The following is a 23998-nucleotide window of genomic DNA, read 5'->3' on the forward strand; positions in this document are numbered from 1 at the left end:
CAATAGCAAGAGTGAACCACCTGATCCCTTCCCGAACTCAGAAGTGAAACCTCTTAGCGCTGATGGTAGTGTGGAGTTATCCATGTGAGAGTAAGTCATCGCCAGCTCATTAATTCTAAATCCCCCTCCGCTTAACGCTGAGGGGGATTTTTTTATGCTGAATATATTAAAAATTAGGGAAATAAGAAGATTGGCTAAAATATAGCCTTTAAAATTTAATAGGTTAAGTTTCTCACTTGAATTTGATGATTTTTTCTTCACTAAAAGAAATTTTAACCAAGTATTTGTATATATTTTGAGTAATTGAACAACTATTTCATTTCTTTTCGTTGGAAAAGAATGGCTATAGTTAACTCGTGATCATGCAAAATATGCCAAAACAGGTTTTGATTTAGATTTTAATGTGCTCAATAAAAAAGAAACCCAGACATCCTGTCGAGGTTTCTTTGTATTTCAGTGCTTAGATACAACTCCTGTCATATCTCACATCCTGATGCTCAAACTGATTATTGTTGTTTTAAGTTTGGGAAACGTCCTGTCTCCTGATGTATTTAATATATGCTGTAAGCTGTTTTAAGGCTAGTGGTCACTTTCCTCAGTTTTTGTAAGCTTTGGCTTACATAGATTCATCTTGTTACCAAAGCGGATAACCTTGTACTTATGATTTCTCTACAATGAATGGTGATCGTGCATTTAATGGGGAAGGCAATGCTGAGAAAAAAAGCTTTTTGTTTGTTGATGACAGTGAGTGCATTTTTTGGATTAATGGCATGTCATGGACAAAGACCAGCGGAGTCAGCAGCACAGGAACAACAGGCCAGTTCTGCTTCTTTAGGCACATCTATGCACCTCAAACGTATTGCTGAATTTAATGAGCCATGGGCATTAGCGGTATTGCCTGATGGGCGATATTGTTTTACATCCTGAGTTTGCACAAAACCATCAAATTTATCTTAGCTATGCAGAAGCAGGGCAAGGAGGTTATGGTGCGGTTGTGATTCGTGCTAATTTGAATTTAGATCAGGCACAGCCACAATTAGACAACCTTAAAACGATATGGAAGCAAGTACCTAAGGTGCGTGGACAAGGACATTATGCACATCGGATATTATTGGATGGCGCAGGAAAATTATGGATTAGTTCAGGAGAACGGCAAAATTTTGATCCTGCACAAGATTTGACATCGAACCTTGGGAAAATGATTCGTTTGAATGATGATGGTTCGGTTGCCTTAGATAATCCATTTCAGACGCAGGGGGATATCGCAAAACAAATATGGAGTTTGGGGCATCGTAATCCTTTAGGAATGGCTTTGGATGCAAAAAAACAACTTTGGGTGGTTGAAATGGGCCCTAAAGGTGGGGATGAGCTCAATTTAATTCAAAAGGCTAAAAACTATGGTTATCCAATCGTTTCGAATGGTGATCATTATAGTGGTTTTAATATCCCTGATCACGCCACGCGGCCTGAGTTTGAAGCGCCAAAATTAGACTGGACACCCGTAATTTCTCCATCGAGTTTGATTTTTTATACGGGACAGATGTTTCCAAAGTGGTGGGATAAAGCCATCATTGGTGGGCTTTCATCTGAAGCATTAATTATTGTAGACACCACAGCACAGCCAGTAAAAGAAATCCAACGGATAGATATGAAAGAACGTATCCGTGGTTTACAACAAGCGAAAGATGGCAGTATTTGGGTGATTGAAGATGGGAAACATGCAGATTTAATTCAGCTGCTTTCACATTAATCACCCGAACAGAGTGTTGCTAGGAAAGACGGTTTTAAAGCGCAGCATGTTGATCGGCATTGAAGACATTGGCTTGGATCTGCATCAGTTTTCGTTGTCCTTGTTTGCCATTCATCCGCCAATGGGCAATTTTAATATTATCGATCAAGGCGACATCCCCTTTTTGCCACTGGAGCAAGAGTGCATCGTGATATAAGGCTTCAAAGAAGTGCTGTTTTTCCTGATCGGTCCATTCAATTTTTTCACCTTCATGGGTGAAAAGTTCCCATGACAGTTGCATGCAATGAGCCGTAGGGTCTGGTAGAAGCTTTCCCCGATGCTTAAAGCTTTTTTGTGCAGCTTGATGGGCAAAAGAATTGGTATTGTTTGCAAAAGCCCACGGCTGGATCATCAACTTTTGCGTGTTCGGGTGTATGACAACGAAAGGTGAGCGTTTTAAGGTAAGTTTGCTTTCTTTCTTTGATTTTTTCTGGAAACTAAATGAGCTTTTATTGAAGGTCAAGCGATCAAATAGATTAAGCTTACGTGTTGAAATATAAGAAAAATGGTTCCATGCGCCTAAGTATTTTTGTTGTACGCTGACTGGAAAATGGGCCCAAATTTTTTCGAGGTTATTAAACCCAGTTTCAAGCAAGTGGTTCGCGGGTTCTTGGCAAAACAAGGCAATATAACGTGAGCGAGTCGAGTATAGGCCACCTTCGACATGTGGACCTTGAATTGAGTTTTCAACAGAGCCTAATTGCACCGTATTGTGGTTGAGATAAGGTCTATCATCACCTGCACGATTTTCGCTATATTTACGCATGAAAGAGGCAAACCAACCTGGTTTTTTAGGCGTAAATGGATGCCAAGGTTCAAGCTGAAAATGATGTTCGATGAGCTCATGGAATTCATAATGACGTTGTAATTTAAAGCCACGAAATAATAAGATGCCGTACTGATGTAACTCTTGCATAAGCTCTGTACGATGGACTCTAACGTAGGCAGCTAGAGCATCTACATCTGAATATTCAGGATCAGCGGCATAAATTTTGCAATAATCATTTAAAAGTGTGGTGTTTAGTTGCATGGAATGGTCTCTATTGTTGTTTTTTTAATTTATTGTATTGGACTGAAGCCTTTTGGTTGAATCAGCAAATGTTCAGTGGGCGAGAGTATAAAGTGTAGTTCGAGCGCCAGATGTAATATTTCGTTGTACAGAAAAACATACCGACAAACGGTGAAAGTCTTAATATTTGATGGATCTATTTTATAGATTAGCGCTTAAATATGTACGTTGGACGGAAATGATTACTTGGGGAGAATTATGTATTTATATATGTTTTATATCATTATTTTTTTAATATTTAAGTTGAGAAAGACATCCAGTCAGACCAATTTTAATTTGTATTCACGAGCTTCTTCTAAAGTATTGAAGCATATAAGAGGTTAGTTAATATCTGATCTAGATTTGGGCTTTTAGATAAATATTGAGCTAAAAATCAATACAATTAAAAAGCCCCCGACATCCTGTCGAGGGCTTTTTTAAATTCTTTCAAACGGTATAACTCCTGTCCTACCGATCAGCATCCTGCTAGATATGTTGTTATTTTTGTTTTTCATCTGAGACATCCTGTCTCTGTATGATTTAACTATAGCGTCGATGCTTTTTATTGGAAAGCCGACAAATACTTAAGTTACTGTAAGCAATAGCGTACAGAAGAATCTCATGCTTATGCGCTGACATATTTAATAAGTTTATCAATCGCTGCTTTTAGATTCTTCTCATCAAAAGGATTCGGTTCAAAATCTTCGGTTTTATTGCGTGAAAAAATATCTCGAATTTCAATCACCGCATTGGTATCGACCAGGCCGAGTTGAGTACCGACTTGGCGAATTTGGTCGATGGAACGTGAGCCATTGGTCCCGCCATAACTGATATAGGCTGCAGGTTTCCCTTGCCATTCTTTGCCTAAGTAATCCAAAGCATTTTTAAGTGCAGGGCTATAACCATGATTGTATTCAGGGCTAATGAAAATAAAGGCATCACCTTGGGCAATGTGGTCGGCCCATGCTTGTTGTTTGGGTTGATCATAAATCCCCGTCATAGGGGAATTTGCACCTGAAAAAATTGGCAAATCCCACTCTTTTAAGTCGACCAATTTGAGTTGGACCGTACTGAGTCCAAGTTGTTCAAAGCCTTTTTGCACCCATCGCGCAACTTTAATAGCAGTCCGACCTTCGCGAACACTACCTATAATGACCTGAATTTTCATGAAAAATCCTTGGGAAATAAATGTGATTACGCTACGGTAGTATGAAAAATAGGCTTTGCATAGATTGAATGTGTATCTGATCGACAAATGTTTGAGGCATTAAAAAAGCCCCCGAAGGAGCTTTGGCTAACACACAGACAGTCGATCTGTGGCTTTACATAATTTTAATGCCTTGTTGGCCTGCAGGCGTCACTTTGAAGATTTCAACTTCAAAGGTAATATCTTTACCTGCCAATGGATGGTTAAAGTCGACTTCGGTGATGTTATCACCTACAGTTTTAACCACACCATAAAGACTTTGTTTGGCTTTGTCCTCAAATTCAATCATGTGCCCTTCAATAGGACGCTGTTCAAATTTAACCGTATCAAACTGTTGTACGTTTTCAGGATTCCAAGGGCCAAAAGCATCTTCTGGTGGTAGGCTCACCGTACGACGGTCGCCAGCACGTAAACCGAACAGTGCTTTTTCAAAACCAGGGAGTAAGCTGCCATCCCCCATCACCAAGCTCACAGGCTCTTCGCGGCTACGTGTGTTATCAATTTCTACGCCATTTTCAATGCAAACAGAAAAATGTAACTCTACTTTTGAACCTTCGCTTACGCGAGTTTCTTCATTGGGATTAATAAAATCAGTCATGGTTTACTTCGGCACGTTAGATACGGTTTTTTTCGAGAAAAAAGGTATCGATCAACAAAAGGATCGTTCCTAGCGTAATCGCACTATCTGCAATATTAAACGCAGGGAAGTGGCTGTTTTGATAGTACACATGAATAAAATCAACCACGTAGCCTAAGGTTACACGGTCAATTAAATTCCCTATAGCACCACCTAAAATAAGGGCAATCGCGATGGGCAACACTTTCACAGTTTTAGGCATACGCATCAGCCAAAACAGAAAAATGACAGACACAATACCTGCAAGAGAGGTAAAGAAATAGCGTTGCCAGCCGCCTGCATCGGACAAGAAACTAAAGGCTGCGCCATAGTTATGCAATAAAGTCCAATTTAAAAAGGGCAGGACTGGTACTGGATCTGCATAATTCAGATGGGTACTGGCAATCCATTTGGTCCATTGATCTAAGGCAATCGCTAGAATCGCCAAACCTACCCACACTAAATTGTGCGGATAGAATTGGAATAAGCCCTTTTTATGTTGTGGGTTAGGCATACTTTCTCTCTTCGCCTTGGCCTGTAGGAAGGTTGATAATACAACGACCACATAGACCTGGATGTGTAACATGTGTATTCACATCTGGCAGAACATGCCAGCAGCGTACACATTTTTCACCATCAGCCGCCGAGACTTGAACATTCAGACCTGCCAGATCAGAGACTTCACCTTGAGTTGCATCGAATGCATTGACCAAGACTTGTGAAGTGATCATAACAAAGCGAAGTTCATCATCTAGACGATCCAGTACGTCTTTGAGTTCTGCATCTGCCCACAGTTCAACTTTGGCAGAGAGATTTGAACCCACAATTTTCGCAGTACGCGCAGTTTCGATGAACTTGTTCACCGCAGACTTCACGGCAATCAAGGTTTGCCAATCGGCTTCAGACAACAAGTTTGCTTTTGAAGCCACAGGAATGTCATACCATTCCGCAGTGAACACGTATTTCTCAGTTTGCTCTGGAATGAGAGGCCATGCTTCTTGAGCGGTAAAGCTTAAGATTGGTGACATCCAACGTACAAAGGCTTGAACCAAATGATACAGCGCAGTTTGAGCTGAATGGCGCGCTTGTGAATCGGCTTTGGTGGTGTACTGACGGTCTTTGATGATGTCGAGGTAGAAACCACCCAAGTCATTGATACAGAAGTTGGTCAGTGCATTTGCCACGATATGGAAGTTCATATCTTCATAGGCTTGCTGAATGGTTTTCTGTACGTCCGCTGCACGTTGCAAGATGTATTGATCAAGTGCGATCAATTGATCTACAGGAAGTGCATCCGTCGATGGTTTGAACCCATTTAAGTTCGCTAACAAGAAGCGCAAAGTATTACGAATACGGCGGTAGCCATCTGATGCACGGTTAAAGATTTCTTTACCAGCAGTCATTTCATAGCGGTAATCGGCTGATGCAATCCAGAAACGTAAGCCATCTGCACCCATGTCTTTAATGATGTCTTGTGGGGTGATGATGTTGCCCAAAGATTTTGACATCTTACGGCCTTTTTCATCCACCACGAAGCCATGGGTCAGTAAACCTTTGTACGGCGCACGTTCATTGATCGCAATCGAGGTGAGCAATGAAGACTGGAACCAACCACGGTGTTGGTCTGAACCTTCAAGGTATAAATCGGCTGGATCGGTGAGTTCTTCGCGTTCACGCAACACGGCATAGTGCGTTGTGCCTGAGTCGAACCACACGTCTAAAGTGTCACGCACACAGTTGTACTGTTCCGCTTCATCCCCGATAAAGTCTTTCGCTTCACGGTTATACCAAGCGTCAATCCCTTCTTGTTCGATCAATTTCGCGACTTCTTCGATCAACTCGGCTGTGCGCGGATGGAGCTCGTTGGTGTCTTTATGCACGAAGAATGGGATTGGCACACCCCACGTACGTTGACGTGAGATACACCAGTCTGGACGACCTTCGATCATGGCTTGAATACGATTTTTACCCCAATCAGGCACAAAGCTGATCTCGTTTTCGATCGCATTTAAAGCGTTTTGACGCAGACCTTGTGCATCCATGCTGATAAACCACTGTGGGGTCGCACGGAAGATAATCGGTGTTTTATGGCGCCAGCAGTGTGGGTAGCTATGTTTGATCGGTTGATGTGCCCATAAGCGACCAACTGCATCCAATGCTTCAATGATTTTTGGATTGGCTTTGTAGATGTGCTCGCCTGCAAAAATTGGTGAAGTTGGTAAATACACACCATTACCGCCCACTGGGTTTTCAACTTTTAAGTTGTACTGTAAGCCAACTTTATAGTCGTCTACACCATGGCCCGGTGCTGTATGTACCGCCCCTGTACCGCTGGTTGCAATCACGTGTTCACCTAAAATCACAGGCACTTGGCGATCGGTCAGTAACGGGTGTTGTAATAATAGGTTTTCGATTACTGAGCCGTTAAAATCAGCGAGAACCACAGGGTTTTCAAGCTTATAACGCTCAACTGCTGATTCAACCAAGTCTTTAGCTAAAATAAAGTTTTGCACGCCACGGCCGGTGCTAACTTGAACAAGTTGATAGTCAATTTCAGCATGGACGGCAACCGCTTGGTTTGCAGGCAAAGTCCAAGGTGTGGTGGTCCAAATTACGATGTCTGTTGCGGCTTCTACATTGAGATTTAAACGTGTGCTTAAGTCTTTTAAGTCGACAACCGTAAAGCCAACGTCAATCGCGTCAGATTTTTTATCTTCATATTCCACTTCGGCTTCAGCCAAAGCTGAACCACAGTCTAAACACCAATTCACAGGTTTAAGACCTGGTTCGATATGGCCTGCTTTTGCAATCGCGCCAACAGAGCGCACAATGTCCGCTTCCTGCTTGAAGTTCATGGTCAGGTAAGGATTGTCCCAGTCACCAAACACGCCCATACGTACAAAGTCTTTCTTTTGCAGTTCAACTTGGGTGTAAGCATATTCACGGCAGGCTTTACGGAAAGTAGAAGCATCCACCTTCACGCCCACTTTACCGACTTTCTCTTCCACTTTCAGTTCAATCGGAAGGCCGTGACAGTCCCAACCCGGTACATAAGGGGCATCGAAGCCATCAAGAATACGACTTTTAATAATGATATCTTTTAAAACTTTATTAACCGCATGACCCAAGTGAATTTGGCCATTTGCATAAGGAGGGCCATCATGCAGAACATATTTTTTCTTACCAATGCGCGACGCACGAATCTGCTGATAAATGTTGTCGGCATACCACTCTTCTAACCATTTTGCTTCACGCACCGCGAGGTTTGCTTTCATAGCAAATTCGGTACCTGGGAGGTTGAGTGTGGCTTTATAATCCACTGCATTTTCAGTAGTTTGCTTATCGCTCATGCAAGATATCTTCCAATTTAATCAGCGGCTCGGCTGACGCGTTTTACATAAAATTGATTGGTATTTAAAAGGGAAATGTGGGGGTGTTTTGGCGGAACTCAAGCAGTTTCACCACATCATCATCAATTCCCGCTTTTAGTGCTTCCAGCGAAGGGTAGTTCTTTTCACCATGTAAATAGTTTAAGAAAGTGACCCGCATTAACAAGCCATACAGATTAGCAGAAACATCAGGGAAATGTACTTCTAATCGCCATTCTGGCTGTGCTTGTTGAATGGCTGGACGTGTTCCGACATGACCCGCACCAAAAAGCGCTGAATGGTCATATCCTGCAACCCCTAATCGATTAGGGTGGTCTGCTTTCACTTTGTCGCGTAAAGACGTGGTTTCACACATCACATCTACGCCATAAATGCCGTTTAAACAGGGTTTATGTCGGTTTAAACGTACATTAATGGTTGGAAAATCAAGGGTTCGGCCAATTTGGTCGCCATATTGTACGCGACCCGTAATGCTATAAGGGCGTCCTAATAATTGAGCAGCCAGCGCCAAGTCCCCTGCGGCCAGTGTTTGGCGAATCCGAGTTGAACTGACGCGTTCACCTTCTGCGAGGATGGTTTCTAGATTGTGGACTTGAAAACCATAGTTTTCTAGAAATTCGCTGTTGCCTTGGCGGTTTTTACCAAAGTGAAAGTCATCGCCTAGAACCAAACTTTGGGCATTGAGTTTTTCTTTTAAAATATCGGCAAATTGTTCTGCACTTAAACTTCGGAAGCTGTTGTCAAATTTCGCGACCGCAATATAGTCCACACCCAGCTCAGTTAAATATTCGACTTTCTCACGCAATGATGAAATACGTGGTGGAGCATCATAACCTTTAAAAAATTCAAGTGGTTGAGGCTCAAAAATCATCACCACTGTTTTTAGATTTTGTTGTTTTGCAACGGCTTTGAGCTGATGAATCATGGCTTGATGACCCAAATGCACCCCGTCAAAATTACCGATGGTGACAGCGGTTTTTTCTAATGGGGTATTTGAGGGCAAAGCATTTAGACGGAGCAGCTTCATGGGCAAATCAAGTGCTTGGAATTAAGAACGGCTTATATATTGCCATATTCTTGGGCATTCGTCTTGTGGTTGTTTTTTGACAACGCAAAATTTAGTGCAAAGTATATTTATATCAATTTTATTGATTTATTTAATATAAATTAATCAATTTTTCTTATTTATGGATTTGATTAATATAAATGTAGATTTTAAATGAGGCCGAACTCATGCAAAAACCATTTACACAACTTGGACAGCGCCACAATATCATTCGTCAGTTCACCCCCAACTGGTTCACTGTCAGTATGGGAACAGGTGTTGTGGCGTTAATTGTATCAGCGTTTCCGATGTTAAAGGCACTCACATGGCAACTCGGCACAGGGCTGTGGTATTTCAATATTTTATTGTTCGTACTTTTTAGTGTGCTATATGGCTTACGTTGGGCATTTTATCCACACGAGGCCAAACAGATTTTTCAACATCCAAGCATGAGCCTATTTTTAGGGACGATCCCGATGGCGCTGGCCACCATCCTCAATGGCTTTTTAAAGTATGGTCAGCCTATTTATGGCGACACAGCTGTACAGATTGCTCAAGCGCTCTGGTATGCAGATGTAATCTTGGCGCTTTTGGTGGCGTGGGCAGTTCCTTTTGCTATGTATCGACATCAGGAGCATGCTTTACAGCAGATGACCGCGGTGTGGTTATTGCCGATCGTGGCCTGTGAAGTTGCAGCCAGCAGTGGTGGTCTATTACTGGGGCATTTGGCAGCTGATACTCACGCCGTTGCGATTTTATTGGGTAGTTATGTGTTGTGGGGTGTTTCAGTATTACCCGCCTTTGCAATTTTAACGATTTTAATGTTGCGTTTGGTCTTACATAAATTGCCTGAAAAAGAGTTGGCGGTCAGCAGTTGGTTGGCTTTGGGACCGATAGGCACTGCTGCTTTGGCGTTATTGGTTTTAGGACATCAGGCACCGACGCTGATGGCGAGTTTGGGCTTAACACAACTGGGTCAGTTATTTCAGCAGGCGGGGATTTTAGCCAGTTTAATTCTGCTAGGTTTTGGACTGTGGTGGTTGGGGATTGCGGTACTGACGACTTTGCACCATGCCAAACAGGATTTGCCGTTTAATCTGGGCTGGTGGGGACTGACTTTCCCATTGGGCGTATATACACTGGCAATCTTAACCTTAGCCCAGCAACTCAATTTGGCCTTCCTGTATGCCGTTGGCTATGCTTTTGCAGCCATACTGATGTTGTTATGGAGTTTGGTCGCAACCAAAACGGCGCGCGGTTTTTATCAAGGTCATTTGTTCTTTTCGCCGTGCTTAAAAACCTATTTAGAACAGCAGTATAAATGAGGTCTACAATCCTTTCAGTTTAAAGCGCCATCTGATCTTATGTCGGTTGTTTTAGCAGAGATCAGAGGCGCTTTTCTTTCGGATCGATTTGTTTTCTAATGGCACGCATCAAGTCTGTTAATTGAGTATTTTATGTCGGATGTTGCACTGATCATGGCTTTGCCGAATGAGTCTAAAGGATTGTTTGAGCAAGCAGGGATTGAAGTTCACTACAGCGGTATTGGTAAAGTCAACGCGGCTTATAAAGCATTTGAAGTGATTCAAAAAACAGGCTGTAAAACCCTGATTAATTTAGGTACAGCAGGCAGTACTTATTTTGATAAGCATGAATTGGTTGAAGTTTCTCAATTTGTACAACGCGACATGGATGTCTCTCCACTGGGTTTCGCTGTCGGCTTTACACCATTTGACAGCATGGACCCCGCTGAAATTCATTTGGAGCCTTTTTTTCAGCAGTTACGCACAGGTATCTGTGGGACTGGTGATAGCTTTGAAACAGGAACACCCAAAGTCGCGTGCGACTTGGTGGATATGGAAGGATATGCGCTGGCAAAGGTCTGTAAAAAACAGGGTGTCCGCCTGATTTCGGTCAAATATATTTCAGATGGTGCCAACGACACCGCGCATTTGGACTGGGAAGACAATTTGTTATTGGGAGCTCAGAAATTATTAGCATTATTTGAAAGTATCTGAGGCTTTGATTCTATCTTTTTCAATTCGGCGACCATAGAGTGCTATGGTCGTATGCCAAAATTACTCAGCTTTGAATAATGCAGACGGTGTTCGCGGGATCACGCCATACAGCATCATATGCACGGTATGTTGAATGACTCGTTGTTGCATACTGCGGTTACGTAGGGTTTTACCTGTTACCATTTCCATTTGCGTGGCAAAATCAGCATAGTTTTGTGTTAATGCCCAAATGTTGAGGATTAACAGCTCAGGGTCTATTTCAGTTGAAATTTTACCTTGCTCTTGCCAATTGCTAATGACTTTGGCTTTACGTTTGACCAACTTCTTTAAAGGCCCTTTGAGGATTTCCAAAATATGCGGCGCTCCTTGGATCACTTCTAAAGCAAACAAGCGAGACGCTTTCGGTTGAGTCCGAGAAACCTCAATTTTTTGCAATAAGTAGTTGGTGATCGCTTCTTCCGGCTCTAAGTCAGCTTCTAACATCTGTAGTGGGGCTAACCATTTTTGTAAAACCGTCGTTAAAACTTCAACGTACAAAGCTTCTTTATTTTCATAGTAATAGAAAATATTCGATTTGTGCATTTCAGCAATCTGTGCGATTTCATCTAAGCTTGCTCCATTAAATCCATAGAGCGAGAAGACATCTAGTGCAGCATTCAGCAGCTGGTGGCGTTTTTGAGTACTCTTTTTCTGTTCCATTCTCTAATTTAAAAAACAATAAAAAGGGGGAAGGACAAATTGTACGGCAAATCATCAGATTTGTGCACAAAGTGGAAATTTAATTTTTTGAATAATGATCATTTATTCTGTAGATTGGCTCTTAAATTGCGATAAATTCTAAAAGTTGTCCAATAAAATATAATTATATAAAAACTATTTTGTCTAAACTATATGAAATGATTCAATGTGAAGTGGTATGTTTTGATAAAAATAACATGAAATTTATTACATTATTTAAAATAAAGTATGCTTAAGTCATATGACAGTCTTCTGCTTTTTTACTGAAATTCAGCATAAAAAATCCTTAGCCCCCAAGCTAAGGATTTTTTAGTCTACTTATGTGGCTAAAACTGCATTTAACACCTGCTGTTCAAGGGTATTGAACTGCATATCTTTGACGCGAGGGCGGGGTAGATCGATTTGAAACTCTTTGGCAATATGGCCACGGTCTAGCAAAATAATCCGATCGGCCAGTTGAACGGCCTCACTAACATCATGGGTGACTAAAATGGCGGTAAAGCCCTGTTCCGTCCATAATTTTTCAATCAAATTCTGCATGTCTAAGCGGGTTAAGGCGTCGAGTGCACCCAAAGGTTCATCGAGCAATAAAATCCGCGGCTTATGCGATAAAGCTCTTGCCAAAGCGGTCCGTTGACGCTGTCCCCCAGAGAGCTGCGAAGGCCAAAGCCCCGCTTTTTCTTTGAGTCCGACTTTTTCAAGCAAACCCGAGGCAGTGACATGTTGTTGTTTCGGCAACCCCAGTTGTACGTTTTGTTCAATGGAGCGCCATGGCAGCAGTCGTGGATCTTGGAACATGACCCGTATATCGTCTACGGTAATCCCTTCGCGGAGGTGTCGCGCGGACTTAAACTTAATTTCGCCGTAGCTTTGTTGTTCTAAGTTGGCAATCAGGCGCAGCAGGGTACTTTTACCACAACCACTACGTCCGACAATGGCTAAAAACTCACCCGGCTGAATATGCAGATCTAAGTCTTCAAGCACTTTAACTGAACCATAAAACTTATGCAGTTGTTCGATAATAATTTCAGCCCCAAGCACCGCTTGAGGGTTAATGTCTTGATTGTGATTTGGCGGCGACGGAATATTGGCATGGCGACCAAGGCTTAAATCAGTCATCTCAAACTCCTTATTTTTGGTATCCTGCATGCCAGCGCAGCAGGTATTTTTCTAATGTGACGGCCAGTACATCAGCCAATTTTCCAAGTAGGGCATACAGTAAAATCCCCACCAAAACGATGTCAGTCTGTAAAAATTCACGTGCATTCATAGTCATATAACCGATGCCGGCTTGGGCTGAAATGGTTTCGGCAACGATCAGCAGGACCCATACCAAACCCAGTGAAAAGCGTAGTCCGACTAAAATAGACGGCATCGCACCCGGTAAAATAATTTCTTTATACAGTTGCCAACGGGTCAAACCATAGCTTTTCCCCATTTCAATCAGTTGTGGATCGACCGAACGTATGCCGTGATAGGTGTTGATGTAAATGGGGAAAAAGACCCCAACTGCAACCAAGAACAGCTTGGCGGTTTCATCAATCCCGAACCATAAGATCACCAACGGAATAAGTGCCAGTGCGGGAATGTTTCGGATCATCTGTAGGGTGGTGTCGAGCAGGGTTGACGCCGTTTTCGATGAACCATTTAACAAACCCAGAAATAGCCCTAATCCCCCACCTACCAATAGGCCGAGTAAGGCACGGCCTGCACTGACTTGCACATGCTTCCAAAGCTCTCCACTCAGTAGTAGGTGCCAGAAAGCAGTAACCACCGCCGTTGGTGCAGGTAAAATCCGACTTTCTAAAAGTCCTGTGCTGGAGGAAATTTGCCAAAGCACAATCAAGCCGATAGGAAAGAGCCAAGGCAGCAATAGTTGCCCTAACTGAGTTCCACGTGAAACCTTTTCCTGCTGGAGGGTTTGCACTGAAACGATCTTGGACATTAGGCAGGCTCCTGAATCACTTTTGCTTTTTTGTTTTCATCGGGTGTGTAGTTGTTTGCCACAATCTCACCAAAGGGGCCTGTTAAATTTGGTTGTGCTAACTTTGCTTGAGTTTCAAGCGGCAGGAGTGGAAACACCAACTCGGCAAAACGAATCGACTCTTCAAGATGTGGATAGCCTGAGAAAATAAAGGTGCTGATGCCCAAGTCGGCATATTCTTGAATACGGGCTGCAACCGTTTCAGGGTCACCGACCAATGCCGTACCTGCACCCCCACGAACCAGACCTACGCCAGCCCAAAGGTTTGGGGACACTTCCAGTTTGCTACGGTCACCATTATGCAGTTCAGCCATGCGACGTTGACCGACCGAGTCCATGCTCTTAAATTTAGCCTGTGCCGCAGCAATGGTGGCATCATCGACATATTGAATGAGCTCTTCCGCCGCTTGCCATGCTTGTTCATTGGTTTCACGCACAATCACATGCAGACGTATGCCATAGTTGAGCGTACGGCCTTTGGCTTCGGCTTTGGCACGGACAGTGTCAATTTTGTCTTTAACAGCAGCAGGGGGTTCGCCCCATGTGAGATAAGTATCGACCTGATCAGTCGCTAATTCGATGGCATCATCCGATGAGCCGCCAAACCAAAGTGGAGGGTAGGGTTGTTGCACAGGTGGATATAGTAGTTTGGCATCATCTACCTTTAGACGTTCGCCGTGAAAGGTAAAGCTTTCACCTGCATGGGAGCGGGTTAAAATCTCACGCCAAATTTTGACGTATTCATTGGCAGTTTTATAGCGAGTCGAGTGGTCTTCATAAACGCCATCGCCTTGCAGTTCTTTTTCATCACCACCTGTCACCAAGTTCAATAAAACCCGACCATTGGAGAGACGGTCAAAGGTGGCTGCCATCCGTGCAGCCAGTGCCGGAGTGGTCACGCCTGGACGTAATGCAACCAAGAATTTTAATTTTTTTGTGGCATCAATCAGACTGGCTGCGGTCAACCATGGATCTTCACATGAACGACCCGTTGGAATCAGTACGCCTTCATAACCCAAATGATCCACAGCAACCGCAATTTGCTTCATATAAGCATGGTCCACTTGACGAGCACCTTTGCTGGTACCTAAGTAGCGACTGTCACCGTGAGTTGGTATAAACCAGAAAATTTTCATTTTAAAAAATCCTTAGATAGAGTCGTTTAAGGTTTGCTCGGTGCAACCCAAACGGCACTTTGAACTTGAATGTGTTTCGGAATGAGCTGCACCTTTTGGAACAAGTCCGCAATTTGTTGTTGTGCTTGTACCACTTCAGGCGTCAGGGTTTGAATTGGTGAAGGTTTCAGACGTTTGTCGATGACCCTTTGGGCAATAGAGGGCTGTAAACCCGTACTTTGGGTATAGACCGAAAGTGCTTGCGATTGGTTTTTTAGCACCCATTGATCGGCCTGATTCAGCCCGTGAATGAACTGAGCGGTGGCCTCAGGATAGGTCTGAATGAACTTGGGGTTGCCAATATAAAAAGAATAGGTTTGTGGAAATTCCGTGCCATCAATCAAGACTTTGGCATGTGCATCCTGTTCTGCTGCACTGAGGTAGGGTTCCCAAATGGCCCATGCATCGATGGATTGTTTATCAAACGCGGCACGTGCATCCGCAGGCGGCAGCCAAATCGGTTGAATATCTTGCCAACTGAGCCCTGCTTTTTGTAAGACTTTCGCCAGTAACTCGTGTGCGCTTGAGCCGCGTTGTACCGCAATCCGCTTGCCTTTTAGGTCTTGAATTGAATCAATGGTGCTATTTTTAGCAATCAACAGCGCTTGAGCATTGGCTGGAACTTGCTCATAGCCGACATAGCTTAGCTCTTTGTCAGCAGCTTGAGCAAAGATCGGTGGGGTATTGCCCACAGAGCCAAAATCAACTGCACCAACGGCCAAGGCTTCTAACATTTGTGGGCCAGCGGGGAACTCTTTCCATTCAATTTTGGCTTGAGGAAATTGCTGCTCAAATAATTTTTGCTCACGTGCGACCAACAGGTTCAAAGACGACTTTTGATAGCCAATCGACAGGGTTTTAACCGGATCTGCTGCCTGCTTTTCAGAAGTATTTGTTGCTGCTGTGTCTTGCTTTTGGCATGCCCCGAGTCCAAGACTCAAGGTGACGATGCCAATACTGGAAACTGTTTTAAGTGTTTTCATGATGATCTCTATATTTTTATTTAATAATGGCAGCGTCAATATTCAGCTTGTTCGGAATGAGTTTTTGTTGATAGAAAGCATCTGCAACGTACTGCTGTTTTTTTGCGACTTCGGCTGAAATGGGTTGAACGCCAAAGCCCATACGACCAATCGAAGTTTGTAAAATGTCTAAAGACAAGCCTGTCGGTTTTTCTAACAATTGGGCTGCTTGTTGTTGATTTTGTTCGACCCACTGTGTGGTGGTGTTGAGTTCATTTACGACTGTTTTTAAAACTTCTGGATGGGTTTCGGCAAATTTACGATCGGCCAAATAGAACTGATGGTTACTGACTAAGTTTTCTCCCGTAGCAATCACACGTGCTGAGATTTGGTGTTCAGCGGCAGCAAAGAAGGGATCCCAAATGACCCAAGCGTCGACTGCACCACGTTCAAATGCGGCACGTGCATCCGATGGTGGAAGATACACCGCTTCAATATCAGAAAGTTTCAGGTTATTCGCTTCTAACACTTTGAGTAGCAGGTAATGCACATTTGAACCTTTGTTGAGTGCAATTCGCTTGCCTTTTAAATCTTGAATGCTTTGAATCTTTGAGTCTTTTTGTACGATCAGTGCTTCTGCTTTAGGTGCAGCAGGTTGGTTGGCAATGTAAACCAAGTTCGAATTTGCAGCTTGTGCGAAAATCGGAGGCGCTTCCCCTGCTTCACCAAAGACCACACTGCCGACATTTAAGCCTTCGAGGAGCTGTGGACCAGCAGGAAACTCGACCCATTTGACTTGGACATTTTGTGCTTTAAGCGCCGTTTCTAAAGCTCCACGCTCTTTGACGATGGGCAAAATGCCATATTTTTGAAAGCCAATATTGAGTGTGACGGTTTCAGCTTCTTTTTTCCCACATCCAGATAACATCATGGCACCCACGACTGCTGCAGAAAGAACGCTTGTTTTGATCCAGAACTGTGCTCGAGAAGTGCTCATGTGTTTCATAACTCCAAATAAATAAGGTGAGTGAGTTGGTGAACACATACGCTAATGGGCATTTCTTTTCAGAAAAAATAAGAAATCGGGCTTTAGACATGAAAAAAAAAGATAAAAACAAAAGTGCAAAACTTATGTAAAAAACAGCAATATAAGAAACATAGAATATAAAAATTATCGAGTTTAACTGATTGATATTTATTGTTTAAAAGGTATTTTTATTTTTGGAATAAGCTTAGCGTTTCACGCAATATAGATTTGAGCGATTTTTGCGGTGTTTTCTAGATAAAGATATGAGAAATAAAGATATCCATAATCCTGCAAAAGCCACTTAAAGTGGCTTTTTAAAGACAAGCGAGTTACGCTGATAGTTGTATAAGGCTTGGCGTGCATTGGGAAGTTCATCGACATTAGCCGTTTCAAAGCCATGTTCTAAGAACCAATGTGCAGTACGTGTGGTCAGTACAAACAACTGTTGAATGCCCATACTGCGGGCTTTACCTTCGAGATAATGCAAAATTTGGCTGCCGCGATTTGATTTGCGATAGCTCGGGTCGACTGCGACACAGGCAATTTCAGCGCTGCGGATTTCACCCTCTGCTGCTGGCAGTGGGTAGAGTGCGGCGCAGGCCAAGATCATGCCATCACGTTCAATCACCGCAAATTGGCCAATTTCGTTTTCGAGACGTTCACGTGAGCGATAAACCAAAATGCCTTCTTCTTCAAGTGGGCGTAGTAGGTTAATCAGCCCGCCAACATCTTGAATGTTGGCCATACGGACTTCTTCATAGTGGGCATCGGTAATCATGGTGCCCGAACCATCACGCGTGAAGAGCTCCTCAACCAAGGCACCATCATAAGCATAGGAAATCAGATGGACGCGATGGACGCCATGCGTCGAGGCCTTTTTGGCACCGCGTAAATGTACCGCAATGTCTGGATTCGAATCTTGATATTTTTCAATTTGTGCATCGAGCTTGTGGGGCGAAATTTCGCGTTGCAACTGACCATGTTCATTGAGCAGACCATGTTGTTTGCCCAAGAAAATCAATTTGTCCGCTTTAAGATGAATCGCCGTGCGGGTCGCTACTTCTTCTGCCAGTAGGTTGAACACTTCGCCTGTGGTGGAATAGCCAGTTGGCCCGAGCAGCACAATATTGTGATTATCCAAATGGCGTTGAATGGCGTCGGTATCGACCGTACGGACTTCGCCGGTTAACTGAAAATCGACCCCATCGCGAATGCCATAGGGCTTGGCTGTGACAAAATTCCCTGAAACCACATCAATGCGTGCGCCATACATTGGTGAATTGGCCAGTCCCATCGACAGTAAGGCTTCAATTTGCAAACGAATCGAGCCTACCGCATTCATCACACAGCCCAAAGATTCTCGGGTGGTGACGCGACGATACTGATGAAATGGCGTTTGTAGTTGGCTTTGTTTTAAGTTGTGGTTGATTTGCGGACGTGCACCATGCACCAAGATCAGGCGAATCCCGAGTGAATGCAGCAGGGCAATGTCGTGAATAATATGTTGAAAGTTATCATGCTGAACGGCTTCACCATCGAACATAATCACAAAGGTTTTATTACGATGAGCATTGATATAAGGCGCAGAATGTCGAAACCAATGCACATACTGCAAAGTTGTACTGTGATGTGTTTCGATGGAATTCGTTTGCATGCCTGTCTCAAAATGAACTGCTTAGCATGATTTTAATCAAAAAATGCAGAAGAGGAAGTCTTAAATAGAAAAACACCTGAAGCAACGTTCAGGTGTTCTATCGGTTTTGCGACACAAGTCAGAATTAACCGATAATACGCAGGATACGGTGATTACGTTCATTGACTAAAACATAGTCACCATTGACCTTATACCATTGTTGGTAGCGTCCAGTGTTAGGTAGGCGACGTGCTTCGCGGTCACTGACATGGTAACGCGATGAGTCATAGCCGCGTGGCAAAGTTTGACCTGAGCGCCAGTCACGGCTTGGGTTAACACGTTTTTTTTGGTAGCGGTTGTCATTGTCCCAACGACGGTCATCGCGATGATCCCAACCGGAGTCATGATCATGCGAGCGGTCATAGTACTGTGGTGTTGCCATTGCAGATGTGGCCATGAGTGCGCCTAAAGAGAGCGTGATTGCAGTCAGAATTTTTTTCATTGCTTTCGTCCAGTATTAGTCTTGTTTCGATTATTCAAAATTAGCGAATAACTCTAGAGAAAGCGTGAGGGCTATTTAGGTGAATTGTGAAATGTATGAAGAGACTGAGGAGATGGTTGTTTTTCTGAAATGCTTGCAAACAAAAGCTTTGGCACATAAAAAAACCTGAAACAAGGCCTTCCATGCTGTGCCTGACTGTGGTCTCTTAAGAGGAGTATGCAGTCGTGCTAAAGCGGGTGAAAGGGTGTTGATTCAGGTTTCAATAATTTCGCTGAGTTGTACAAAATGAAGCGCAGATTAAAGCCCCATAATCCGCAGAATATTGTTGCTGTCTGCATCGACTAAGATGTAGTCATTGTTGATTTTGTACCACTGCTGATTTCGGTTTGGCTTTGGAAGATTATGGTCTTTATATTCGACTTTATAGCCGTTACCACGGTAATGCTGTGGCATGACATAACCTTGTTGCCATTTATGCTGTTGTAAACGTTTGACACCGCGCTCTTCGCGCATCCGTCGACGATCTTGCTGATCGTCATCATCTGAATCGCGAAAGTCACGCCCGCGTGGCTCATTGCCATAGCGTGGATGATCGTGGTCAAACTGAGGGGCAGCAGTACTGAGACTGCTTGCCATCAAAGCACTGAAAGAGATTGCCAATACTGTCAAAATCTTTTTCATGTTGAATCCTCATTAAGGTAATTTCATTCTTTCCTATAATGTACGAAAAAAATGCAGAGAAACTGTGAAGATGAATTGGGTATTTATTAACAAATGCAGAGATATTAAGAAGATTATGCCCAATTCTAAGCCTGAATTAAATCATCAATTGCGCCAAAGTCCAAAGCAAACAGTCTGTATCTTCTGATTTTTGACTCATTTTGAGGGCTCAGATCCCCCTTTGTCAAAGAATGCATAACGCATTCTTTAATTCCACTGCTGCGCCAGATGTTGTAATGAACGGATTGAATGAACCACTGCTTCAGCTTGGCTGACATCCTCTAAAGCACCAATCAGGCTTTCGTGGAGTTGTAAATGATGGATATCACGAATGGTGTCATGTTTACGTTGTAAATCAGCCATGCTGCATCCTTATTTTCAATTTTTGATGAATTAGGATGATAAATCGGAAATTTTAATCTGAAAAACCGAATATTTTTATTAAAATAATTTAAAAATACGATTTAAAATATCGAGCTAGCCAAGCTGAGTTTTCAACTTGGCTGATTCGGCTTAATAGGCGTAGTTGAGGTCGGTATAATCACTCAATGACTTCTGCACATGCGCTTGAATAAATTCACGTACATCGGCTGCAGTCATCGGTTCACCATTTTTGCTGATGGCATGCTCAATATCGGGCTGACCCTCAATTTTAATGCGATAAACAAAGCTTTTCTTGGCTTTGTATTGTTCATCATCCTTGGCAATGACCGTCACGTAGTGATAGCTATGTTCAAAGTTCAAGTCGGTATGGGCAAAAACAAACTGGTCGAAAAGTTTCAGTGTGGCGCCATTTTCCAATGCTTGAAGTTCCTCCACAACACTGGCTTCAAACTTCATCCCATATTTTTCTGAAATCGGCTGTTGGTCAATCAACAGGCTAACCATACCATCTTCAGTGGGTTGTACAGTGATGTTGCTCAAGTCTGTCATGGCATATGCTTCAAAAATGGAGTTGGGCATCAGTATCCGCAAAAATTGAAAAAAGACAACCTTTTCAGAACTTGAGATCATGTTGCAGATGACTAAGCTTCAGTTTGATACATAAAAAAAGGAAGCCGAAGCTTCCTCTTGAGTGACACATTTTAGTCCTGTGCATCAATACTTTGACCATTCATATGCAAACTGTCATCGCCCATCAAGTACAGATAGGCAGGCATGATATTTTCAGGCGTTGGCAATCTTTTTGGATCTTCATCGGGATAGGCTTTTGCACGCATTGCAGTGCGGGTCGCCCCCGGATTGATACAGTTAAAGCGGATATTCGGTGAGGTATTTTCTTTGGCAAACAGTTGGCTGACCGCTTCAATCGCGATCTTAGACACCGAATATGCGCCCCAACGTTCACGCGTTTCACGTCCGACACCTGAGCTGGCAAAAACCACGGAGGCATGCTCAGATTTTTTCAGGAGTGGCATTAACTCTTGAGTCATAACGAATGGCGCACGCAAGTTGACGGCCATCACATCATCCCAGACATCGACAGGATAATTTTCCAGTTCGGTGCGCTCACCTAAAATGCCCGCATTATGCAAAATGCCATCTAGGCGCCCAAACTGACGCTCTAAGGTGTCGACCAGTAATTCATAATCACGAGGAGAGGCGCTCGACAGCTGCAAGGGTAAAATTGCAGGTTGCGGCGCACCTAAGCCTTCAATTTCATCATAAATGACTTCGAGCTTATTTAAGGTACGCCCATGCAGCACTACAGTTGCGCCGTGTAGGGCATAACTTAATGCAGCAGCACGACCAATACCATCGCCCGCACCTGTAATTAAGATGATGCGATCTTTGAGCAGATCGGGGCGAGGTTGATATTCTGAATATTTCATCATTACCTCCTCGTTATTTTGATTTTTTAATTGTGATCAAGTCAGTGAGTTGGATGGTGTAGTTTGACTCATAAGAGACTGAATAACATCGTCCAATTCAGCCACAGTCTTCACTATACAATCTGCTTGCCACGCTGTTAAGTCATCTTTGTGCGCGAATGGTAAATAACCATAAGCCGCCAAAATGGTATACATTTGTGCGTTACGACCCGCATCGATGTCACGTGGATGATCGCCGACATAGATACAGTCTTGAGGCGCAATCGCGATGTGCTTGGCAGCCAAATACATCGGTTCAGGATCAGGCTTGGTCTGTGAGACATCCTCTGGGCAAACCAAAACCGCACAGCGCTCTGTCAAATTCAGCGCGTCTAATAATGCTTCACTGAGCCAACGCGGTTTATTGGTGACAATGCCCCAAGGAACCTCTTGGTTTTCAAGTTTTTCAATAAGCGGATACATGCCCGAAAACAGGTCAGTATCTACTGCGATATCGGCACCGTAGGTATCTAAAAAACGCTGACGATGTGCCAGAAAAATCGGGTCTTCGACCGCAAGTTCTGGATAAACCAATTTCACCATGGCCCGTGCACCTTCGGAGACTTGGCTACGGATCAGGTCTGCATCGACCACAGCGACGCCTTTTTCACGGCACATGTCTTGAATAATGCGAATAAAGTCGGCAGCCGTGTCGATTAGGGTGCCGTCAAGGTCGAATAAGACGGCTTTCATGCAGCACCTTCTTTGACGGTATAAACCATGTAATTGACATCGACATTCGGCGCTAACCAATAGCGTTTGGTCAAGGGATTGTAATGTAAACCCGTCATGTCTTTTAGTTTGAGTCCTGCGCCGCGAATATCATGTGCCAGTTCTGAGGGCTTAATGAATTTTTGATAATCGTGGGTGCCTTTGGCTAACATACGCAGTAGATATTCAGCACCAATAATGGCAAACAGGTAGGCTTTGGGATTACGGTTAATGGTGGAGAAGAATACATGACCGCCTGGTTTAACCAGTTTATGGCAGGCTTCAATGATTGAGGCTGGATTGGGTACGTGTTCCAACATTTCCATACAGGTCACGACATCGTATTGTCCTGCTTGTTCTTCTGCGAGCTGCTCAACTGGAATTTGGCGATATTCGATATGCTCAACACCTTCTTGTTCTGCATGTAAACGTGCCACATTTAGGGGGGCTTCGCCCATATCAATGCCGAGCACATCTGCACCACGACGTGCCATACTTTCAGCTAAAATTCCGCCACCACAGCCGACATCAAGGACTTTTTTCCCACTGAGTCCACCTGCATGTTCATCAATCCAGTTTAAGCGCAGTGGGTTGATCATATGTAAAGGGCGGAACTCCGAGTGCTGATCCCACCATATGGCAGCAAATGCTTCAAATTTGGCAATTTCTTGTGGATCAACATTCAGTTGCGACATCGTCGGCACCTCAATTTAAGTCATGATATTTAAAACGTTCAATAGGGCTTAGTGTAGCGTTTATTCTAGAAAAAGCGATAAAAGCCTGAAAAAAGTTCACAGAATGAAAACGAATTTGGCATATTTGATTTATAGTATTTGCATAAACTTATCATAATGATTTTGAGGACAATAAGTTCAATGAAAAAACTCCTTTTGAGTGGCTTAGCAACCGCTGTTTTCGCTATTTCTGGCAGCGCATTGGCTGCAAATTTCGTGGCAGGTCAGGACTATATGGTCGTACCAACACCTGTACAGGTAGAAGTGCCAGGAAAAATTGAAGTCCGCGAATTCTTTTGGTATGGCTGTGGTCACTGTTTTAAACTTGAACCGCATATGCAGACTTGGTTGAAAAAACTACCGAAAGATGTGCGTTTTGTGCGTACGCCAGCAGCCATGAATCCAGTGTGGGAGCAAGCGGCGCGAGCTTATTATGTCTCTGAGGCCTTAGGTGTACGTAAAAAGACCCACTTGACGTTATTCCATGCCATTCATGATCAAAATCAACCAATTCTAGAGCAACCTGCTTTAGCCAAGTTCTATACTCAGTTTGGTATTCCAGAAGCGAAATTTAACAGCACTTATAAATCATTTGCGATCACTTCAAAAATTGCACAAGCACAAGACTTAGCCAAGCGTTATCAACTCAGTGGTGTTCCTGCGGTAACGGTGAATGGTAAATATATTGTGCAAGGCGAAGATGCTAAAGTGACTCAAGTCGTGGATTACTTGATTGAAAAAGAACGTGCTGCCAAATAAGCTGAATCTGTTTTAAGTCCTTATTAAGTTAAAAAGCCTGCGTCAGCAGGCTTTTTTATGGGTTAAAAAC

23 protein-coding genes, 1 rRNA gene and 1 pseudogene are annotated in these 23998 nt (G+C 43.4%); 5 read left to right on the forward strand and 20 right to left on the reverse strand.

Annotated features, from left to right (window positions below; genetic code table 11):
- Window positions 1-107, forward strand: a 5S ribosomal RNA gene (rrf, locus tag MF4640_RS14400); the annotation flags it as partial.
- Window positions 108-708: 601 nt separating this feature from the next.
- Window positions 709-1750 (forward strand): annotated as a pseudogene (locus tag MF4640_RS14405) (PQQ-dependent sugar dehydrogenase).
- A gap of 34 nt (window positions 1751-1784) precedes the next feature.
- On the opposite strand, the gene MF4640_RS14410 reads toward MF4640_RS14405, so the two are convergent.
- The 6 genes from MF4640_RS14410 to ribF all read right to left on the reverse strand — a co-directional run bounded on the left by MF4640_RS14410 (window position 1785) and on the right by ribF (window position 9076).
- Entirely contained in the window at window positions 1785-2819 is a 1035-nt protein-coding gene (locus MF4640_RS14410; protein ID WP_078390017.1) for a TauD/TfdA family dioxygenase, read from the reverse strand.
- Between the two features lie 643 nt (window positions 2820-3462).
- The gene (locus MF4640_RS14415; protein WP_078390018.1) at window positions 3463-4005 is read right to left on the reverse strand and encodes an NADPH-dependent FMN reductase; all 543 of its coding nucleotides are present in this window, start codon (window positions 4003-4005) and stop codon (window positions 3463-3465) included.
- A gap of 154 nt (window positions 4006-4159) precedes the next feature.
- Window positions 4160-4642, reverse strand: coding sequence for an FKBP-type peptidyl-prolyl cis-trans isomerase (locus MF4640_RS14420; protein WP_078390019.1), 483 nt, complete (start codon window positions 4640-4642; stop codon window positions 4160-4162).
- A 16-nt stretch (window positions 4643-4658) separates the two neighbouring features.
- Window positions 4659-5174 (reverse strand): signal peptidase II, encoded by a 516-nt coding sequence (gene lspA, locus MF4640_RS14425; RefSeq protein ID WP_078390020.1) that lies wholly within the window; start codon window positions 5172-5174, stop codon window positions 4659-4661.
- Window positions 5167-8010 carry an isoleucine--tRNA ligase gene (gene ileS / locus MF4640_RS14430; protein WP_078390021.1) on the reverse strand — a complete coding sequence of 948 codons (2844 nt, stop codon included), beginning with the start codon at window positions 8008-8010 and terminating at the stop codon, window positions 5167-5169. The genes lspA and ileS overlap by 8 nt, the downstream gene beginning before the upstream one ends.
- A gap of 64 nt (window positions 8011-8074) precedes the next feature.
- Window positions 8075-9076, reverse strand: coding sequence for a bifunctional riboflavin kinase/FAD synthetase (gene ribF, locus MF4640_RS14435; protein WP_078390022.1), 1002 nt, complete (start codon window positions 9074-9076; stop codon window positions 8075-8077).
- Window positions 9077-9282: 206 nt separating this feature from the next.
- On the opposite strand from ribF, the gene MF4640_RS14440 reads away from it, so the two are divergent.
- Together MF4640_RS14440 and MF4640_RS14445 are read left to right on the forward strand one after the other, a co-directional pair.
- Window positions 9283-10419, forward strand: a complete 1137-nt coding sequence (locus MF4640_RS14440) for a TDT family transporter (protein ID WP_078390023.1) — start codon at window positions 9283-9285, stop codon at window positions 10417-10419.
- Between the two features lie 132 nt (window positions 10420-10551).
- Entirely contained in the window at window positions 10552-11112 is a 561-nt protein-coding gene (locus tag MF4640_RS14445) for a 5'-nucleosidase (protein ID WP_078390024.1), read from the forward strand.
- Window positions 11113-11172: 60 nt separating this feature from the next.
- Here MF4640_RS14445 and MF4640_RS14450 read toward each other — a convergent pair whose 3' ends face one another.
- The 14 genes from MF4640_RS14450 to ubiG form a co-directional block, all read right to left on the reverse strand.
- A complete protein-coding gene (locus MF4640_RS14450; protein WP_058868590.1) occupies window positions 11173-11811 on the reverse strand; it encodes a TetR/AcrR family transcriptional regulator in 639 nt (212 codons plus the stop codon).
- A 357-nt stretch (window positions 11812-12168) separates the two neighbouring features.
- Window positions 12169-12969, reverse strand: a complete 801-nt coding sequence (locus MF4640_RS14455) for an ABC transporter ATP-binding protein (protein ID WP_078390025.1) — start codon at window positions 12967-12969, stop codon at window positions 12169-12171.
- 10 nt (window positions 12970-12979) lie between these two features.
- The gene (ssuC, locus tag MF4640_RS14460) at window positions 12980-13795 is read right to left on the reverse strand and encodes an aliphatic sulfonate ABC transporter permease SsuC (protein WP_078390026.1); all 816 of its coding nucleotides are present in this window, start codon (window positions 13793-13795) and stop codon (window positions 12980-12982) included.
- The gene (ssuD, locus tag MF4640_RS14465; protein ID WP_078390027.1) at window positions 13795-14970 is read right to left on the reverse strand and encodes an FMNH2-dependent alkanesulfonate monooxygenase; all 1176 of its coding nucleotides are present in this window, start codon (window positions 14968-14970) and stop codon (window positions 13795-13797) included. The genes ssuC and ssuD overlap by 1 nt, the downstream gene beginning before the upstream one ends.
- Before the next feature lie 26 nt (window positions 14971-14996).
- Entirely contained in the window at window positions 14997-15992 is a 996-nt protein-coding gene (locus MF4640_RS14470; protein WP_078390028.1) for an aliphatic sulfonate ABC transporter substrate-binding protein, read from the reverse strand.
- Between the two features lie 16 nt (window positions 15993-16008).
- Window positions 16009-16968, reverse strand: coding sequence for a sulfonate ABC transporter substrate-binding protein (locus tag MF4640_RS14475; RefSeq protein WP_078390029.1), 960 nt, complete (start codon window positions 16966-16968; stop codon window positions 16009-16011).
- Between the two features lie 331 nt (window positions 16969-17299).
- On the reverse strand, window positions 17300-18652 hold the full coding sequence (gene argA, locus MF4640_RS14480) for an amino-acid N-acetyltransferase (RefSeq protein WP_058868595.1): 1353 nt from the start codon (window positions 18650-18652) through the stop codon (window positions 17300-17302).
- A 124-nt stretch (window positions 18653-18776) separates the two neighbouring features.
- Window positions 18777-19133: an RcnB family protein gene (locus MF4640_RS14485; RefSeq protein ID WP_078390030.1), complete on the reverse strand. Its 357-nt coding sequence runs from the start codon at window positions 19131-19133 to the stop codon at window positions 18777-18779.
- Window positions 19134-19430: 297 nt separating this feature from the next.
- Entirely contained in the window at window positions 19431-19814 is a 384-nt protein-coding gene (locus MF4640_RS14490) for an RcnB family protein (protein WP_004983820.1), read from the reverse strand.
- 246 nt (window positions 19815-20060) lie between these two features.
- Window positions 20061-20216, reverse strand: a complete 156-nt coding sequence (locus MF4640_RS19490; RefSeq protein WP_171263897.1) for a hypothetical protein — start codon at window positions 20214-20216, stop codon at window positions 20061-20063.
- 150 nt (window positions 20217-20366) lie between these two features.
- Complete coding sequence (locus MF4640_RS14495) at window positions 20367-20786, reverse strand: hypothetical protein (protein ID WP_078390039.1); 420 nt, start codon at window positions 20784-20786, stop codon at window positions 20367-20369.
- A gap of 152 nt (window positions 20787-20938) precedes the next feature.
- Window positions 20939-21685, reverse strand: coding sequence for a YciK family oxidoreductase (locus MF4640_RS14500; protein ID WP_058952455.1), 747 nt, complete (start codon window positions 21683-21685; stop codon window positions 20939-20941).
- A gap of 36 nt (window positions 21686-21721) precedes the next feature.
- Window positions 21722-22417 carry an HAD family hydrolase gene (locus MF4640_RS14505; protein WP_078390031.1) on the reverse strand — a complete coding sequence of 232 codons (696 nt, stop codon included), beginning with the start codon at window positions 22415-22417 and terminating at the stop codon, window positions 21722-21724.
- A complete protein-coding gene (gene ubiG, locus MF4640_RS14510) occupies window positions 22414-23130 on the reverse strand; it encodes a bifunctional 2-polyprenyl-6-hydroxyphenol methylase/3-demethylubiquinol 3-O-methyltransferase UbiG (protein ID WP_078390032.1) in 717 nt (238 codons plus the stop codon). Before ubiG ends, MF4640_RS14505 begins: the two co-directional genes overlap by 4 nt.
- 180 nt (window positions 23131-23310) lie before the next feature.
- On the opposite strand from ubiG, the gene MF4640_RS14515 reads away from it, so the two are divergent.
- On the forward strand, window positions 23311-23928 hold the full coding sequence (locus MF4640_RS14515) for a thiol:disulfide interchange protein DsbA/DsbL (protein WP_078390033.1): 618 nt from the start codon (window positions 23311-23313) through the stop codon (window positions 23926-23928).
- Window positions 23929-23998 lie beyond the last annotated feature (70 nt).

Origin of the sequence: Acinetobacter sp. MF4640, from assembly GCF_002018895.1 — a bacterium.
Classification (GTDB): Bacteria; Pseudomonadota; Gammaproteobacteria; order Pseudomonadales; family Moraxellaceae; genus Acinetobacter; species Acinetobacter johnsonii.